At 68.1% G+C, this 18399-nt stretch carries 9 protein-coding genes and 1 pseudogene; 3 read left to right on the top strand and 7 right to left on the bottom strand.

Annotation, left to right across the window (positions count from 1 at the left end):
• Window positions 1-6: 6 nt before the first annotated feature.
• Entirely contained in the window at window positions 7-1230 is a 1224-nt protein-coding gene (locus tag AC6A67_RS04660; RefSeq protein WP_498035393.1) for an ABC transporter substrate-binding protein, read from the top strand.
• Between the two features lie 58 nt (window positions 1231-1288).
• On the opposite strand, the gene AC6A67_RS04665 is transcribed toward AC6A67_RS04660, so the two are convergent.
• A complete protein-coding gene (locus tag AC6A67_RS04665; RefSeq protein ID WP_498035394.1) occupies window positions 1289-8023 on the bottom strand; it encodes an autotransporter outer membrane beta-barrel domain-containing protein in 6735 nt (2244 codons plus the stop codon).
• 366 nt (window positions 8024-8389) lie between these two features.
• Complete coding sequence (locus AC6A67_RS04670; RefSeq protein WP_498035395.1) at window positions 8390-9232, bottom strand: TetR/AcrR family transcriptional regulator; 843 nt, start codon at window positions 9230-9232, stop codon at window positions 8390-8392.
• Window positions 9233-9305: 73 nt separating this feature from the next.
• Here AC6A67_RS04670 and bdcA point away from each other — a divergent pair.
• A pseudogene (gene bdcA / locus AC6A67_RS04675) lies at window positions 9306-10014 on the top strand (SDR family oxidoreductase).
• A 215-nt stretch (window positions 10015-10229) separates the two neighbouring features.
• Here bdcA and AC6A67_RS04680 read toward each other — a convergent pair.
• The 5 genes from AC6A67_RS04680 to AC6A67_RS04700 form a co-directional block, all read right to left on the bottom strand.
• Window positions 10230-11468 (bottom strand): acetyl-CoA C-acetyltransferase, encoded by a 1239-nt coding sequence (locus AC6A67_RS04680; protein WP_498035396.1) that lies wholly within the window; start codon window positions 11466-11468, stop codon window positions 10230-10232.
• 234 nt (window positions 11469-11702) lie between these two features.
• The gene (locus AC6A67_RS04685; RefSeq protein ID WP_498035397.1) at window positions 11703-12938 is read right to left on the bottom strand and encodes an ArsB/NhaD family transporter; all 1236 of its coding nucleotides are present in this window, start codon (window positions 12936-12938) and stop codon (window positions 11703-11705) included.
• Between the two features lie 303 nt (window positions 12939-13241).
• Window positions 13242-14441 (bottom strand): acyl-CoA dehydrogenase family protein, encoded by a 1200-nt coding sequence (locus AC6A67_RS04690; protein WP_498035462.1) that lies wholly within the window; start codon window positions 14439-14441, stop codon window positions 13242-13244.
• Between the two features lie 438 nt (window positions 14442-14879).
• A complete protein-coding gene (locus tag AC6A67_RS04695) occupies window positions 14880-15563 on the bottom strand; it encodes a GntR family transcriptional regulator (RefSeq protein WP_498035398.1) in 684 nt (227 codons plus the stop codon).
• Window positions 15564-15952: 389 nt separating this feature from the next.
• Window positions 15953-16711: a DUF2848 domain-containing protein gene (locus AC6A67_RS04700; RefSeq protein ID WP_498035399.1), complete on the bottom strand. Its 759-nt coding sequence runs from the start codon at window positions 16709-16711 to the stop codon at window positions 15953-15955.
• A 329-nt stretch (window positions 16712-17040) separates the two neighbouring features.
• Here AC6A67_RS04700 and AC6A67_RS04705 point away from each other — a divergent pair, with 329 nt between their 5' ends.
• Window positions 17041-18234: an ABC transporter substrate-binding protein gene (locus tag AC6A67_RS04705; RefSeq protein ID WP_498035400.1), complete on the top strand. Its 1194-nt coding sequence runs from the start codon at window positions 17041-17043 to the stop codon at window positions 18232-18234.
• Window positions 18235-18399 lie beyond the last annotated feature (165 nt).

The raw sequence follows: 18399 nt of genomic DNA on the forward strand, positions 1-18399 counted from the left end.
AACGCCATGACATTATTGAAGCGACACGTGTTCACCACGCTGGCCATCGCCGGCGGCCTGTGCGGCGCGCTGCTCGGCGCAGGCGCCGCGCCGGCTGTGGCCCAGAGCAATGGGGTTACCGCCACCGAGATCCGGCTGGGCAATACAGCGCCCTACAGCGGCCCGGCCTCCGCCTATGGCACCATCGCCAAGGCGGCGATCGCCTATTTCGACATGGTCAATGAGCGCGGCGGCGTGCATGGCCGCAAGGTGCGGATCATTTCGCTCGATGACGCCTTTACGCCGCCAAAGGCCATCGAACAGACCCGCAAGCTGGTGGAAGGCGAGGACGTGCTGGCGATTTTCCTGCCGATCGGCACGCCGACCTCCGCCGCAACCCAGGCATGGCTCAACGGCAAGAAAGTGCCGCAGATCTTCGTGTCGTCCGGGGCGTCGCGCTGGAACCAGCCGAAGAAATTCCCGTGGACCTTCGCCTGGAACGTCGATTACCTCACCGAAGGCCAGATCTACGCCAAATACATCCTCGACACGGTCAAGGATCCGAAAATCGGCGTGCTCTACCAGAATGATGACTACGGCAAGGACATCCTGCAGGGTCTGCGCGACGGCCTCGGCGCACGCAAGGACGCCATTGTCGAGGCGATCGCCTACGAACTCTCCGACGCGACAGTGGATTCGCAGATTTCGCGCCTGCGCAGCGCCGGCGCCAATGTATTCATCAGCGCCACCACGCCAAAATTCGCCGCCCAGTCGATCCGCGCCGTCGACGCGCTGGGCTGGAAGCCCGTCTTTATCGTGCCCAGCGTATCCAATTCGGTCGATCCGGTGCTGACCGGGGCCGGGCTCGACAAATCCGTCGGCATTATCTCGACGTCCTACGTCAAGCAGCCGACCGATCCGCAATGGAAGGACAGCGCCGACTACAAGGCGTGGGACGCCTTCATGAACAAATACTATCCGTCAGGCGCCAAGAACGACTGGCTGAATGCCTATGCTTACGGCATGGCCTACGCCATGGAGCAGGCGCTGCGCGCCGCCGGCCCCAATCCGACCCGCGAAAAGCTGGTCGAAGCGCTGCACGGCATGCGCAACCTGGAAGTGCCCATGCTGCTGCCTGGCGTGACGGCGACCATCACTCCGGATGACCACGGCCCGCTGAAAGCCATGCAGATGATGCGCTTCAATGGCAAATCGTGGGAATCCATCGGCGGGCTGGTGTCGGCGCGCTGACAGGTCACGGATGACAAGCGGCGAGAAGGCGCAAACATGCGCCGCCTCGCCGCCCCGTTCAGAACGGCGCCAGCAGGCGCAGGGCGGCGCTGTTGCTGGAGATGCGGTGGGCGAATTCGCCGTCGTATTGCAGGCGCAGTTCGACGCCGTTGTGGCTGGCCAGCTGGAGCCCGGCAGAGAGGCGGGCAACGGCGCCGGAGGCTGGCAGGCGGGTGCTGAACTGGCCGACGCCAGCAGGCGCGCCCAGCAGCCGGCCATCGGCCTTCCAGCCGTCGCCGCTCAGGAACGCCACGCCAGCCGAAGCATAGGGCCGCAGCGACCAGCCATTGTCGAGCGCGACGCGCCCGCCAATTTCCAGCGAGGGCGCGGCGGAGAAGGTCAGTTGCTCGCCGCCATGCATGGCCAGCGCCAGAATGTTGGCGCTGCGCTCGCGATAGCCCGGCGTGCGGGTGAAGATGGCGTCGAGATCGACGAAAGGCTTCAGGTAAAACGCCTCGCCGCCCCAATGGTAGGCGACGCGCAATCGTGCCGACGCGCCGAACGCTTCCACATTGCTGCGCGGCGCATCGGCAAAGCCGCCAATAGTGATGCGGCGCATCAGATCGAAGCTGCCATAGCCCGCTGACAGCGCGCCGGAGAACGTCCAGGGACCGCGTTCATGCTTCAGCGTCGCGCCGACAAAGCCGCTGTCGCCTTCGCCGCTCACGCGCAGATCCTTGCCGCGCAGCCACGACCGCTCATAGCCAGCTGACAGACCTAGGAACCAGCCGTCGCGCACCTGCTTCTGGACGCCCGCCTGGGCCATGACGGAATCATGGGTGAAGGCGGCGATGCCGCCGCCGCTGCGCTGGCCGGTGTGGCGGCCATTTACCTGGCCCCAGACGCAATCGCTCTCGCGCACCCCGCGCGCCGCGCTGAACACCGGACAGCTCATCAGCGAGGCGCCGAAGCGCGACAGCCCGGCCTGCATATGCGCGGCGGGCGCCAGCGCCACGCCCGGCGACATGTCGCTGAGCTGGCTGGCATAGGCGCCGCCGCCGGCCTGCGCCGCTCCCTGCAGACCGGCGAACAGCACGCCGAAGGCGTCGGTGCCGCCAGCGTTCCAGATCTGCTGCAAATGGTTGGCCACCGCCGTCTGGCTGGCCCCAAGCCCCATGCCCGGCGCGGCGAAACGGGCGTCCGCCACCCGCAGCCGGTAGGTATCGCCATCCCGATCGAGGCCATAAGTGAACACCGGTGAGCCTGGAACCGTGAGCGCGCCGCTGTGCGCCCCGGCGATGCTCAGCACCGCCATGCTGCGGTCAGGCCGCAACGACAACGGCCGCACCTCGAGCACGCCATTGAGCGCGCCGTCGCCCGAGACGACGAGGTGATCCGCGCGCCAGCTGTTGAAGTCGGCGTCGGCGACCAACGCGCCTTCCGCCCCCTGGGCGAAGTCACCGGACAGCGCGGTGACGGCAAGGCGGCCATCGGCGCCCACATACAGCCGCCCGTCATTGACCACATGGCTCACATAGCGCGCGGCGTCGCGCATGACGCCGCGATTGTGCACGCGGCCTGCCGTTGCGCCATCCGCCGTGCGCAACAGGACATCGCCGCTGATCAGGCCGGCATTGGCGACATTGGCGGTCGCCTCCTCCACCGAGGTGACGCCGCTGTCGTAGCGCAGCGCCACATTATTGGCGCTGGAGACGGCGCCTGTGCTGGCGATGCTGATCTGGTTCATGGCGCCGCCGGCAATCCACACGCCCGCGCCCTGATCGCCCGAGCCGCCGCTGACCTCGCCGCCGATAGCGACAGTCACCGCGCCCGCGCCGCTGGCCCCGGCGCTCTGGGCGAAGATGCCAACCGAATTGGCCCCGCCAGCGCTGATCTGCCCCTGCTGGTTGACGCTGACCGCGCCGCCAGCGCCATAGGCCGAACTGCCGCCGGCAAAGCCGGCGATGATCGCGCCGCCGCCTGCAGCCCCCGACAGGCCGCCGCCGCCGCCGACTGACTGGGCGATGAGGCCGAACGCATTGGGGCCTACCGTGATGATCGTGCCGTCGACCGATACCGACACGGCGCCGCCTGAGCCATTGCCGCCGCCGGCGCCGCCATCCTGGCTATTGGCGCCGGTGGGCGTGATGTTGAAGGTTCCTGCCGCCAGATCCCCGGCGATGCCGCCGCCGCCGCCAATCGACTGGGCGATGACCGCATGGGCGCCGGCGCCATAGGTGTAGGCGTAGGTGTCTGCGGTCAACGCCACGTTCACCGCCCCGCCATTGCCCTGGGCGCCCGAGCCGCCGCCCAGCGACAGGCTGGCGACATTGCTGGCCGGGCCGGTGATGGCGAGCCCGCCGCCCCCGCCAATCGACTGGGCGATGACCGCCGAGGCGCGGTCGCCAGCGGTGACCGCCCTCAGCCCCATGGACAAATTAATCTCCCCGCCATTGCCATTGGCCCCGGCGCCGCCGCCCAGGGTGACGTCGATGGAATGGCTGCCCGGGGTTTTTGAGGCGGTGGCGTTGCCGGTGGCGCCAATGCCGCCGCCGCCGCCAATCGACTGGGCGATCAGCCCATGGGCGCTGTCGCCCGCCGTCGTCACATTCAGCCAGGCGCCCGCGCCCGCCATGCCGATGGCGCCGCCATCGCCAGCGGCGCCGCCCGCGCCGCCCATGGCGCCGCCAACGGTGAGATTGCCCGTCGCCTGATCCGAGCCATCGCCGCCCTGGCCGCCGCCGCCGCCGATGCTTTGCAGCACCACGCCGTGGGCCGCATAGCCGAGGGTGTTGGTCTGCACATTGGCGCTGTCGTCAAACATCACGCTGATGGCGCCGCCATTGCCGGCGACGCCGCCGCGACCGCCAATCGCCACATCGACATTGGCCTGCACCTTGCTGCCCGAGGTGGCTGAGGAGCCGCCAGCGCCGCCGCCGCCGCCAATCGACTGCGCCACAATGGCGTCGGCGTAATCGCCAGACGTTGCAATCTGGCCGGCGTGGTAGAGATTGATGTCGCCGCCATGGCCGCCAGCGCCGCCGCGACCGCCCACCGCCACTGAGAGGGTGTAGACATTGCCGCTATCGTCGCGGCGCGCGTTATTATCCATGGCGTTGCCGATGCGGTCGAGGATCGGATAGGACGCCGCGTCGGCGCCGATCGAACCACCCAGGCCACCGCCGCCGCCGATCGATTGCGCCACAATGCCATCGGCGTCGCCGCCACGGGTGCTGATGACGCCGCTGCTGGCGATGGACACGATGTCGCCGTCGCCGCCGCTACCGCCGCTCTGACCGACGCTGACCGACAGCCGGCCTTCGAGACTGCTGGCCCCGGCGGCGACAAACAGTGTGCCGCCCTGGGCGGTTCCCCCGCCGCCGCCAAGCGACTGGGCGACGAGGCCACGCGCGCCGGAGCCGTAGGTCTGCACCAGATGCCCGGCATATTGCGTCAGATACACCGCGCCGCCGTCGCCGCCATCGCCGCCGGCGCCGCCGACGCCGACCTCCGCCTTGACCGCCACCGCGCCGCCAATGGCGTAGGGATTGCTGTCGCCGATGCCGCCATTGCCGCCGCCGCCGCCAATCGACTGGGCGAGAACGGCGTTGGCCTGATCGCCATAGGTGCGGATGGCGGAGGGGCCAGCCAGCAGGCCTCCGCCTGACGTCACATCGGCATTGCTGTGGCCTGCTTCGCCGAGGGTGACGCTCACCGCGCCGCCATGGCCGCCGCCCATGAAATTGAAGGCCTCGCCAAGGATGGCGGAGGCGGCGCCGCCGCCGAGCGCTATGCTGGCGGTCATCTCCGCGGTGTCGCCATCGCCGATGGTGGTGGCGAGGGTTGAGGAATCGCCGCCATTGCCGCCGCCGCCGCCCACCGATTGGGCGATCACGCCATGGGCGCCGTCGCCCAGCGTTGTCAGCGAGAAGCCGTTGGTGAGGTTGAGGCCGACCGTGCCGCCGTCGCCGCCGCCGCCGCCATTGCCGCCCACCGCGGCGAGAAAATTGAAGGCGAGCGAGACGCCCTCCCCGGTCGGCACGGCCACCACCATGTCGGAGGCGCTGACCCCGCCGCCATTGCCGCCGCCGCCGCCTATCGACTGCGCCACCACGCCAAAAGCGTCGGTGGGCGCAAACTGCGCCGGATTGACGTTCTGTGGCGGAAGGCCGGTGACCAGCTGGCCGCCGCTGAGCGCCACCGTGACGTCGCCGCCATGGCCGCCGCCGCCGCCCGCGCCGCCAATAAAGGCGCCGGCGTTAAAGCCGATGGTGAGGTCGTAATAGGACGCCGCGCCGCCCGTGCCGCCGCCGCCGCCCACCGACTGGGCCAAAACGCCGATGGCGCGGGCGCCGCTGGTGGCGATCTGCGCATCGGACTGGACCACCGACACCGCCCCACCCGCGCCGCCGCCGGCCCCAGCGCCGCCGATCTGCAAGGCGAGGAAGGAGAGCAACGACACATTGCTGGCGCTGCCGCCGCTGCCGCCGCCGCCGCCAATCGACTGGGCGATAATCCCCGCTGCGTAATCGCCGAAGGTGGTGATCTGGGTGGTCGAGGCGGCGGGCGGCGGCAATGGTCCGCCGCTGCTGTAACAGGCGCCGCCGCCACTATTGTCGACGCACACCGCGCCGCCATTGCCGGCCCCCGCCGCCGCGCCGCCGATGCCGAGCGAGGCCAGGGCCGATATGGTCATGACGTCGCCGCCATTGCCGCCGCCGCCGCCAACGGAATGGGCCAGCACGCCGTGGGCGGCTGTGCCGGAGGAGGTGATCTGGCTGATCGCGGTGATCTGCACCGCGCCGCCATCGCCGCCCGCCTGGCCGCTGCCGCCGACGCCGGCGATGCCCTTCGCATCGCCGCCCGAGCCGCCGCCACCGCCGACCGATTGCCCCAGCAGGCCGATGGCGGCGGCGCCGGCGGTGACGATCTGTCCGCGATTATCAATAGTCACCGCGCCGCCTGCCGAAGCGGCCGAGCCGGCGGCGGCGCCGCCAATGCTGAGCAGGCCGGTGGATGCGCCAGCGGCGCCGCCGCCGCCGCCGATCGACTGGCCGACCACCCCATGCGCCGCATAGCCTGCGGTGGTCACCACGCCGCTATTGGCGATCGACACCGTCCCGGGCGTGCCGCCGCCCGCGCCATCGCCGCCAAGCGCCACAAATTTGCTGGTGTCGGCGCCGCCGGCGCCGCCGCTGCCGGCGATCGACTGGCCCAGCAGGCCGTAGGCGTGATCGCCCTGGGTCGTAACCTGGCCCTGGGTTTGCAGCAGCACGTCGCCGCCATTGCCGCCATTGCCGCCATTGCCGCCCTGACCGCCAAGCACGGCGACGAAATCAGCGCCAGTGCCACCGCCGCCGCCAACCGCATGGGCGGCGACACCGGTCGCATAGGCGCCGCTGGTGGCGATGGTGGAGCCGCTGAAGGTGGTGACGGTGACGGCGCCGGCATCGCCGCCCTGACCGCCGCCGCCGCCCTCGCCCGCCAGGGCGTCGCCGTCGCCGCCATCACCGCCGCTGCCGCCGATCGACTGGGCGAGCACCCCGAACATGCTGTCGCCGGAGGTTTGCAGGCGGGCGCCGCCCTGCAACGTCACCTGCACGCCGCCGCCGTGGCCGCCCTGGCCGCCGGTGTGATCCTTTGTGGGCCCGGTTCCGCCTGCGCCGCCGAGGCTGAGCGCCCGCACCGCGCCGCCATAGGACCCGGCGGGTTGCGCGACAAAGGTCAGGTCGACCGCGCCAGAGACGGTGACCGTCACGCCGCCGCCCGCGCCGCCGTCGCCGCCCGGGTCGCTGTCATCATGGGAGGCCAGCCCTTCGCCGCCCATGCTGACGCCGCTCAGGCAGAAGAAGCTTTCCCCTGAGCTGGCGTTCCACCACGCGGAAATCTGGCCTGTATGGCTGATGCTGACCGCGCCGCCTGAGCCGGCGTCGCCATTGTCGGCGCCGCCCATGCCGCCGGCAGAGAGGGCGAGCGCGCCCGCCCCATCGAACAGCCCGGTCATCGGCGCCGCCTGGGAGCCCATGGTGATCACGCCGTCGCTGAGCAGGGTGACCGCGCCGCCGTCGCCTCCGGCGCCGCCGTGCTGGTCGCCGAAGATGCTATTGTTTTGAGCGCCGCCAATGCCGCCGATGCTGGCCGCCACCAGGCCGCTCGCCCCGGCAAAGTCGATACTGGTCCAGCCGCCATAACTGCCTGACAGGGTCAGCGTCGCGCCTGCGGCGTGGGAGAGCCACACGGCGCCGCCTGCGCCGCCGTCGCCGCCGTTGGAGTTGTTATTGTCATTGTCGTCATCGCCGTCGCCGCCATGGGATAGCGCCATGATGCCGGCGGCCAGCCCGCCGCCGCCGCCCAGCTGGACGGAGACATCGCCATAATTGGCCACGCTCGCCGCACTGCCCACGCCCCCAGCGCTGTTATCGTGCCCGGCCCCGCCAGTCGTCTGGAAGTGCAGCGCGCCGGTGGGAAAGGTGTAAACCGACGATGTGACGTCAAACGCGCCGTAATTGTAGGCAGTGAGCGCCGGCGCCGTGCCTCCCGGTTGCGAGCTTGAGGAACTGTCCTCGCCTTCCAGCAGCACTATTTGCTGGTCTGAGCCCCCTCCGGTCAGGGTGCAGACCACCGGATCGCCAGATGCGCAATAGCTGGGCGTGTCGGCGATAGCCGGCGCCATCAGCGCCAGACAGGAGGCGGTGGACAGCAGCACCAGACGTTGCAGGCGGCGATGGCCACGGCCCATCCCGGCGTGATCTGGCCCGAGGGTCGGAGCGCCGACCGCGCGTCCCGGCTCCTGGCGATGTGCAACACCCGTCATGGCCGGAGCCTCCCTGCATGTCAGGACCGGCGCGTGGCGGATCCGGCGGCAGGATGACACAGCTGGCGACCAGGCATGCCAAAGTGTGATGCAGCTCCATCGACTTGATCAACAGTTTCATCGAAAAAGATTTTTTGTCCTGGTGTCGCCGCTGACTGCCTGCTGCGATGGAACTGCTTGACCCCATGCGCCGGAATGCCTGAGGAGCCTGACTGTCGTTGACCAGGATGGCGCCACGATGCATGGCCTAAGGGCGTCAAGACTTCAACGCAACGCCCGTCACAGGTCGAGGCTGTTTGTGGCGCATCGATTAGCGCGGCGCCAAAGCGTGTCCCGTTGTCCTGGGACCGGAAGGCGCCCTGAGCCTCACGCACCGGCGTCGCCCCGCCCCTCCCCATCACCCAACATCTGCGCAATGGCGGCGCTCGCGAGGCGCGCGGTGGCGGCGAGGCGGGACGCGTCGTGGCCATTGCGGGCCATGGCTGACATGCCGGCGAGGGTGACGCTGAGGTAATCGGTCACGCTATCGGCCTGTTGCGGGCAGCGGGCGCCGATGAAGGCGTGCAGACGCGCCGTCGCCACCGCCTGGGCGGCCCTTGCGGCAGCGCGCGCCTCGGCGTCCTGACAGTGCGCCGCTTCCAGCACGAGGCAACCGCCGCCCTGGGTCGCAGAAAGGCGTTGCGCGGCGCCAGCGGCGTCAACAAGAGCTGTCGTCGCCGCACTTTCCATGGGGCCTGCGGGCGCATTTGCTGATCGCCCCGCCGCCGATGCGGCGGCGTTTGCATCACTGCCCATCGCCCCTGCGTGCTTCAACGCAGTGGCGTCGGGCCTGTCACCGGCCACAGCATCGTCCCCTGCGCGCAGCGCCTCCATGTCCCCGCTGACGGGGGGCGCGGCGTAGCGGCTTGCGGCATCCTCGAGCACCGCGGCGAGGCACGCGGCCACCGGCCTGTCGGGCCGCAGGAGTTGATCAAGCGGGATCGCGTCCTGGGCGCCATAACGCGCCAGCACCCGGTCGAACAGGCCAAGCTTGCTGCCATAAGCGGCGTAAAAACTCGGCGGGTTGACGCCAAGCGCCTCGGTCATTTCGGCGACGCCAAGCCCATCATAGCCCCTTGCGTGGAACAGCCGCTGGGCCGTGGACAGGGCGCGCTCCGCGTCAAAACGTCGGGGGCGACCGCGCGGTCGCGATATTTTTGTATCGGACACTACAATTATCCTTGAACCAGCTGCCTCAGGCATTATGTAGCGATCACTAGGTTAATGCTCAAGGATGCAGTTCATGACAAATTTCTCAGGCAAGAAGGCGCTGGTGCTGGGCGGCAGTCGCGGTATTGGCGCGGCGATCGTCCGGCGCCTCGCCGCCGATGGCGCCAGCGTGACGTTCAGCTACAGCGGCTCGCCCCAGGCGGCGGCCGAGGGCGCGGCGGCGACCGGCGCGGAGGCGCGCGCCGCCGACAGCGCCGACCGTGACGCGGTCATCGCTCCGCGACGCCGGCCCACTCGATATCCTGGTGGTCAACGCTGGCATTGGCGTATTCGGCGATGCGCTGGAGCTTGATCCGGATCAGGTGGACCGGCTGTTCGCCATCAACATCCACGCCCCCTATCACGCCGCCGTCGAGGCGGCGCGGCGCATGGCGCCGGGCGGGCGCATTATCATTATCGGCTCGGTCAATGGCGACCGCATGCCGCTGCCGGGCATGGCGGCCTACGCGCTGAGCAAGTCGGCGCTACAGGGCTTGGCGCGCGGCCTGGCCAGGGACTTTGGTCCGCGCGGGCTCACCGTCAATGTGGTGCAACCTGGACCGATCGACACTGACGCCAACCCGGCCGATGGCCCGATGAAGGACGTCATGCACGGCTTCATGGCCATCAAGCGCCATGGCCACGTCGATGAGGTGGCCGCGATGACCGCCTGGCTGGCCCGGCCCGAGGCCGGTTTCGTCACCGGGGCCATGCATACCATAGATGGCGGTTTCGGCGCCTGAGCGTTTCAGCGTGCCGATGCGTTAGCATTTCGGCATCCGGTTATGAGCCTTGCAGGTCGCGGATGCCTCAGCATTGTCGCGGCCTGACAGGAGGTCGCCGGAACGACGCTCTCAACACATCAGGCCGGGCGGTGGTGATCCGCCCGGCCTGCGATAGTCAAAGTCGCAGGGCCACGCCGCCGCCGTGAACCGGCGGGCTGGCGATGGCCGGCGCCTCACATGCGCTCAATGATGATCGCAGGCGCCATGCCGCCGCCGGCGCACATGGTGACGAGGCCGCGCTTCAGATCGCGGCGCTCCAGCTCATCGAGCACGGTGCCAATCAGCATGGCGCCGGTGGCGCCGATCGGGTGGCCCAGCGCCATGGCGCCGCCGTTCACATTGACCTTGTCGCGATCGAGCTTGAGGTCGCGGATGAACTTCTCCGCCACGACCGCGAAGGCCTCATTGATCTCGAACAGGTCGATGTCGTCAGTGGTCAGGCCGGCCTTGGCCAGCACGCGGCGCGCCGCCGGCACCGGGGCGTTGAGCATCAGCGTCGGGTCATCGCCCATATTGGCCATGGCCACCACGCGGGCGCGCGGCTTCATGCCATGCGCCCTGGCATATTCCGGGTTAGCCAGCAGGATCGCCGCGGCGCCGTCGACCACGCCGGAGGAATTGCCCGGATGGTGAATCGGCTTGATATCGAGGCCCGGATACTTTTGCAGGATCAGGCTACGATAGGTCACGCCGGTGTCGTCCACCGCCACATCGGCCAGCGCCTCAAACGACGGCTTCAGCGCCGCGAGGCCCTCGAGCGTGGTGCTGGGGCGCGGGAACTCTTCCCGGTCGAGGGCGATCGAGCCATCCTGGCGGCGCACCGGCACGAGGGACTTGTCGAAGCGGCCTTCCTTGATGGCGATGTCAGCGCGACGCTGGCTCTCCAGCGCGAGGCGATCGGTGTCCTCGCGGGTGATGCCTTCAAGCGAGGCGATGGCGTCGGCGCAGACGCCCTGGTTTGACTGCGGGTGCAGGGCGCGCAGCTCCAGATTGCCGCGGTCCATGACCGGCGGACCATCGCTCGGGCCGCGCCGCACCGGCATCGACATCATTTCGCAGCCGCCGGCCACCACCAGATCGCCGAGGCCCGACATCACCGTCGCCGCGCCAAAATTCACGGCGCTGATGCCGGAGCCGCAGAAGCGGTCGAGGGTCACGCCGCTGCTGGTGACGTCATAGCCGGCGGTGAGCGCCGACATGCGGCCCAGATCGCCGCCCTGCGGGCCAACCTGGGCGCTGGTGCCCCAGATCACGTCGCTGACGTCGGCGGTGTTGAAGCCGTTGCGCTCGACCAGCGCCTTCAGCACCGTGGCGCCCAGATGCTGCGGGTGGATTTCGGACAGGGCGCCCTTGGGGTATTTGCCGACGCCGCGCGGGGTGCGGCAGGCGTCGATGATCCAGGCTTCAGTCATGGCGTTCCTCTGGTGTTTCCTCAGCCGGCGCCGGTCGGCGCCTGGTTATTTGAACCGGCGTGGGCTTTGGCGGCGACCGGAAAGCAAAAGCGCTGACTGCGCCGCTACTCCGGGCCATGCAAAAACTCCACCCCGCATCAGGCAACAGATAAGCGCTCCGCACGGCAAACCGCCAGAGGCGGCGCGCCCTTGCACACATGCGCTGGATGCATGCGGCGCCCCGCGACCGTCTGCTCAGGCCACGAGCCTGATCCAGATCACCGCCAGCACTGTGCAGACGACAGAGACCGGCACGCCGGCTCGCGCGAACTCGCCAAACGAAATCGTCACGCCCTTGCGCGCCGCCTGCTCGACCACAATGATGCCGGCGAGGCTGCCAAACACAATCAGATTGCTGAAAAAGCCCGTGCCCAGCGCCAGCGCCGCGCCGAGGGCCGACGGGTCGCCGCCATGCAGGTAAGGCGCCAGCAGCATCACCGCCGGATTATTGCCGACGATATTGCTGAGCACGCCGCCGACCAGCAGCAGGGTCTCGGGATCGTGCAGATTGACGCCAGCGTCGCGCAGCGCGCCGAGCAAGTGCTGGGGCTCACCAGTGGCGGCGAAGGCGGCGTTGACGACGAACAGGCCCATGATCAGCAGCAACAGATTGCCATCCACCTGCTCCAGCATGTCATGCGAGGAAATGCTGCGGCTGATCAGCAGAACGCCGGCGCCGGTGAGCGCAATCAGCTCGCGCGGCCAGTCGCTGAGGATGAAGGCGAGGACAACCGCAGCCGTGACCAGCGCGGCCTTGACCACCTCGGCGACATTGAGCGGCGGCGCCGGCTTTGCCGCTGCGTTTTGGCCGGCGGCGGCGTTCGCCGCCAGCTGCCAGCGGTTGCGATACATCAGCGCCAGCACGCCCCAGATCAGCGGCAGCGACAGCAGCGCCGGCAGGCCGGCGAGGCGCAAAAAGCCGTTGAACGACAGGCCAAGCTCCTGGGCGATGATCATGTTCTGCGGGCTGCCGATCAGCACGCCTGCCGCGCCCGCATTGGCGGCGAAACAGAAGCCGAGCAGGAAGGGGATCGGATTGAGCCCACGCGACAGGGTGATCGACACCAATAGCGGCGTCATCGCCACCACCACCACGTCATTGGTCAGCAGCGCCGACATGGCGCCGCTGACGCCGATCATCGCGGCGAGCAGCACGGGCGGGCTCACCGGCAGGGTGGCGACCTTGCGCGCCAGCCATTCATACAGCCCGGCCGTGGCGAAGGCCGCCGACACCACCATCAGGCCGAACAGCATGCCGATGGTGCTGTAGCTGATGGCATCCCAGGCCGCCTTGGGCGTCATGTCGCCGAAGGTCATCAGGGCGAGCGCGCCGACGATGGCGGCGCCGGTGCGATCAACGCGGAAGCCCGGCAGTTTGCCGAAGGCCATGGCGACATACACGAGAAGGAAGATGAGAAGAGTCGTCGACACTGTGCCCCCTGCCCCCAGCCTGAACGCGGGACCCTGGCGGCGTCGTCAGATCGACCAGAACCGGATTGACTGGGGCGTTGCGCCGGCGACGGCCGGCTACGTCCCTATTGGCGCAAGGCGGGCCGCGACGCAAAGACTTTGGCTCGGCGGTAAAACTGCCGCCGCAGCCTGACGGACCAGTCCTGGGCCCGGGCGGCGGCCAAACGGCGAACGGCCCGCCTGGAAAGCGGGCCGTTCTGAGCATGGGATTTATGGCAGGCGCCTGCCTTCAGCGCTGGCGCGCCCGTCAGCGAAGGTCCGCGATCAGAGATTGATCTCGTAGCGGCCGACCACCATGTGGTGCACCTCGTCCGGACCATCGGCGAAGCGCAGGTGGCGCACGTCGGTGTAGAGCTCCGACAGCGGGAACCATTGCGACACGCCGGCGGCGCCGTGGATCTGCATGGCCTGGTCGATGATGCGGCAGGCCTTTTCCGGCACCATGGCCTTGACCATGGAGACCCAGACGCGGGCTTCCTTGTTGCCCAGCACGTCCATGGCCTTGGCCGCCTTCAGCACCATCAGGCGCATCGCTTCGATCTCGATCCGGGCGCGGGAGATGTGCTCAAGATTGGCGCCGAGATTGGCCAGCTTCTGGCCGAAGGCGGTGCGCGAATTGCCGCGCTCGACCATCAGATCCAGCGCCTTCTCGGCCTTGCCGATGGTGCGCATGCAGTGATGGATGCGGCCTGGGCCAAGGCGGACCTGCGAGATCTCAAAGCCACGGCCTTCGCCGAGCAGCATGTTCTCCTTGGGCACCCGCACATTGTTGAAGCGGATGTGCATGTGGCCGCGCGGCGCGTGGTCGTGGCCGAACACCTCCATCGGGCCAACGATCTCGACGCCGGGCGCGTCGATAGGCACCAGGATCTGCGACTGCTGCTTCGAAGGCGGCGCGTCCGGGCTGGTCTTGACCATGGTGATCATGATCTTGCAGCGCGGGTCGCCAGCGCCCGAGATATAGAACTTCTCGCCGTTGATCACCCATTCGTCGCCCTCAAGCACCGCGGATGTGCTGACGTTCTTGGCGTCGGAGGAGGCGACGTTCGGCTCGGTCATGGCGTAAGCGGAGCGGATTTCGCCATTGAGCAGCGGCTCCAGCCACTGCTTCTTCTGCTCGGGCGTGCCGACACGCTCCAGCACTTCCATATTGCCGGTATCCGGGGCGGAGCAGTTCATCACCTCAGAGGCCAGCGGGCTCTTGCCGAGTTCGGCGGCGATGTAGGCGTAGTCGAGATTGCTCAGGCCCTCGCCGGTCTCGGCGTCCGGCAGGAAGAAGTTCCACAGCCCCTCGGCCTTGGCCTTGTCCTTGGCCTGCTGCAACAGTTCGAGCTGACCCGGCGCGAAGCTCCAGCGATCGGTCTTGGTGTCTTCGAGCTTGAAATACTCGACCGAAATGGGATCGACCACGTCGCGGATGAAGCGACGGACGTGATCGTACAGCGGCCGCGCCTTGTCGGACATGCGCAGATCGTTGAGTTCGCTGTCAGGCGCCAGGTTGAAGGGGGTCTGCCGCGGGGTATAGACGTGAGTGCTCTTCAAGTTTCCTCTCCTCTTATTGTTGTGTGGGCGACCCGCTTTTTGGCCGCGCCTGGGGCTGTACCGTAGCACGCCCCTGGGCCGCTGCAGGCTGGCGCTAACACGCACAAGGCGCCGACCTTGCGCCGACGCCCGCTCTCATTCCTTTATAAGATATAATTTATGAACAGCGTGAGACGGTCAATGGCGATCACCGCCTGAAGCCGCGCCCGTCAATGCGGCGAACGCATGACTGGCTGCGTGAGGGGCCATATGACTGCTCGCCTCGCCGCAGCCCTGCTCCGCAACGCCGGACAAGCTCGTGCGGCGAGCGGGCGTTTCAGGTCGCGGATGCGTCAGCATGTTCGCGGCCTGGTATGAGCGTCACAGCGCCACGCGCAGGATGGTTTCACGAAACGACAGAATATGCTGCCGCGTCGCTTCGGAAGCGCGGTTCTCATCACGAGCGGCGATGGCCTGCAGGATCGCAAGGTGTTCGGCCTGCACCTGGGCGAGATGGTCGGGCGAGCTCAGCGATATGAACCAGAAGCGCAGCGCGCGATCCTGCAATTTGCCGATCACCTCCCCCAGCACCCGGTTGCCGCCGGTCTGGGCGATCCAGGCGTGGAATTCGCGGTCAAGCTGCATCAGCTCTTCCACGCCATTGGCGGCGTCGATCTCCTGCTGCGCCGTGGCGAGAATGGCGCGCGGCGCCTCGAGATCAGCCTGGGTGACCCGACGCGCCGCAAGCGCGGCGCAATAGGGCTCAATCACCAGGCGCGCCTCAATGATCTGCGCGACTTCATCGAGTGAGACGGGCCGCACCATCACGCCCTTGCGCGGCTTGATGTCGACGAGGCCCTCTTCAGCCAGCAACTGGATGGCCTGGTGCACCGGCGTGCGGCCAATCGACAGCTCGTCGCAGATGCGCATCTCGTTGAGGAACTCGCCCGGCGCATAGCCCAGGGTCAAAATGCGGTGCTTGATCGCCGCATGCGCCTGGGCCGCCAGCGACTGGCCTGGCTGACGCGGCGGCCGGACCGGGTTGCGTGGGCTCGCTGGCTTCATGCCTCGCCCCGCCGCAGCCATGCGTCGCCATGCGCGCCTGTCGCGCCGGTATTGCGGCCGATGGCGAAACCGTCGCCATCCAAGCGCACAACTATGGCAACATCAGACGTCGCCATCTGATGGCGAAGCGCTGTCCTCCGCCAGGCTCCCATGCCCATCCTGCCTCCTCGCCATCCCTGTCGCCCCGCCCTGCGGCGGTTGCGCGGCGCAGCGGCGCTGGTCTGCGCCATCGTGCTGCGCCGCTGTTCCCGAGCCAGTTTTGAACCAGCTCGCTGGCCATCGCCAGCAGTTTCGCCACATGCCGCTAGAACTGGCGCCTCGCAGGCAGGCATTCGCCCTGCCCTGCGGCGCGAACCCCCGCCGTTGCTGCGCAACCGCGCCGCGAAGCGTCAGCCGGCGATGGCCAGCTCTTCCACCGTGTAGGTGTGGCGCAGCGTGCGGCCAAGCACTGGATCAGCCAGCTCCAGCTCAAACACGCCGGAGGGCTGGAAGCCGCCATGCACCGGCATGGTGCCGCACAGCATGACGCAGCCCTGCTCGAACACCCCGCCTTCAGCGCGATACAGGTCGATCAGCTCCAGCGGATGCCGCAGGCCGGACACCGGGCCTTCCTGATACAAACGACGGACGCCGTCGACGGTCACGAAAGAGCGCAGCACCAGCTGGTCCCAATGCGGCAGCACGTCGTCGAGCAGCCACAGATCAGGGCCCAGCGGCTTGGCGCAGACCTGCTTGGAGACGGTGACGCCATAGGCCTCAACCTCGCGGTCGGTGTGGTCAGAGCCGATGCCGACACAGAGGACGTCGCCGAAATGCACGATCGTCGCCTCGGCCTCGCCGCTGCTGGCGCCGCCGACCACCTGCATGGCGCCGCTGGTGGTCACCAGGCTGGCGGCGACCCGGTAGAACAGCGGCGTCTTGCTCGGGCGGGCCACGCCAATCTCTTCCAGCTCGGCGATATGCGCCTCGACGGCGGCGAGGTCCCGGCCAGCCCAGCCAGCGATGATGGCGTTGCGCACCGGCAGCTCGCGGCCGCTGACGCCGTCGGTGGAATGGATGCGGAAGCAGGTCGGCGGCACGCTGGCCACGGCGTCGGTTGTCACGGCGTCAGCGGTCACGGACTGGAATTGGGAATCGCTCTTTGTCACGACGGACATCTCCACATAGCGGCGGCCGGACCGCGCCGGCGACTACTGATATTTCTGTAATACATCACAAACTGCCCAGTTGCGCGCCGCCTGACAAGACCGCCAACGCCCGTAAACAAGGCCATTAAGCAGCAATTGCCTGCCAATTGGGCAGAGAAGACGCGCCGCTCAGGCACATCGCCCAAATCATCAGCGCCGGCCCTGATGCATTCCATTGGGGGGTGAGGCTATGAATTGTCCTGTCACTAATATTTCACTGTCACATCACTCCTTCCATCGCGTCACCCCTGGTTCCATTTGCGCCCGTGGGGCATAACTGAGGCACGTCAATGCAGAAGACATTCAGGCAGGCCGTGTTGGCGGCGGCGTTCACGACCCTCGCCGCCGTCGCCCCGGCGGCGGCTGACAGCACCGGCGTCACCGACAGCGCCATCAAGATCGGCTTCGTCGGCTCGATCACCGGCCCGGCCGCTATCTGGGGCTCGGGCAATCTGGCTGGCGCCACCCTCGCCTTTGAGGAAATCAATGCGGCTGGCGGCGTGCATGGCCGCAAGATCGATTTCTCCTTGATCGACGACGAGACCTCGGCGCCCAAGGGCATCGCCGGCCTTAATCGCCTCGTGAATGACGACAAGGTGTTCGCAGTATTCGGCCCCAGCTCCAGCGCTGTCGGCGTGCCGATGAAGGATGCGCTGCAGAAGTCTGGCGTGCCGGTGGTGATTCCGAGCTTCTCGTCGCCGCTGATGACCGAGCCGCCGATGAAGAATGTCTTCCGCTCGGGCACGCTGAACGACCGCCAGCAGGGTCGCGGCATCGCCAATTATCTGTATCGCGACTCCGGCCTGAAGCGCATCGCCATCATGCGCCAGTCTGACGAATATGGCCTGACCGGCGCCAATTCCATCGCCACCCGCCTCAAGGAGCTGGGCGCCGAGCCCGTCGCCGTTGAGATTTTCAACACCACGGACACCGACTTCACCTCGCAGGTGCTGCGCGTGCGTTCGGCGAAGCCTGACGCTGTCGTGGTCTATGGCTACCCCGCCGCCAGCGCCACCATCACCCGCCAGCTGCGCGAGATGGGCGTGAAGGGCGAGATCATCGGCTCCAGCGCCACCTCGAACCAGAACTACCCGCAGATGGTCGGCAAGCTCGGCGCTGGCGTGAAGATGGCCACCATGCTGCAGCACCTGCCGGAAGGCGATCATCCGCCGATGGTCAGGTTCCGCGAGGCGTTCCAGAAGCGCTATCCGGAGCTGGTGCGCCAGGGCCGTCCGGCCATCTCCGACGTGCTTGGCTATGGCGGCGCGCTCATCATGATCGAAGGCCTGCAGCGCGCCGGCAAGGATCTCACCCGCGAAAACTTCATCAAGGCGATGGAGACGCTGGAGAATTTCGATGCAGGCGTCATCGCCCCGACGACGTTCACCGCCGACCGTCACGAAGGCAATGTCGACATGTATATCGCGGTCATCAAGGACGACCTGACCCGCGAAGTACTGCCGAAGTCTTACGACACCAAGTAACGGCGCGCCCCAGGCGGCGCGTCCCAGGGACGTATTCCTCGTGAAATATCCCTCGTGACGCGCTCCTCGCAGCGCCCCTTGTAGCGCCGCCTCCAGCTGCCGCGCCGTCATGCGCGCGACAGCCCCGTTCGCCGACACCTCGCGCCCCGCGCGCCGCCGCCAGAC

It is taken from the genome of Camelimonas sp. FR25, from assembly GCF_059740505.1.

What these genes read in the sequence shown, in the direction of transcription:
- AC6A67_RS04690 (WP_498035462.1), bottom strand. Translation starts at nt 14,441, where the DNA reads ATGTCCGACAAGGCGCGGCCGCTGTACGATCACGTCCGTCGCTTCATC.
- AC6A67_RS04705 (WP_498035400.1), top strand. Translation starts at nt 17,041, where the DNA reads ATGCAGAAGACATTCAGGCAGGCCGTGTTGGCGGCGGCGTTCACGACC.
- AC6A67_RS04660 (WP_498035393.1), top strand. Translation starts at nt 7, where the DNA reads ATGACATTATTGAAGCGACACGTGTTCACCACGCTGGCCATCGCCGGC.
- AC6A67_RS04665 (WP_498035394.1), bottom strand. Translation starts at nt 8,023, where the DNA reads ATGACGGGTGTTGCACATCGCCAGGAGCCGGGACGCGCGGTCGGCGCT.
- AC6A67_RS04695 (WP_498035398.1), bottom strand. Translation starts at nt 15,563, where the DNA reads ATGAAGCCAGCGAGCCCACGCAACCCGGTCCGGCCGCCGCGTCAGCCA.
- AC6A67_RS04680 (WP_498035396.1), bottom strand. Translation starts at nt 11,468, where the DNA reads ATGACTGAAGCCTGGATCATCGACGCCTGCCGCACCCCGCGCGGCGTC.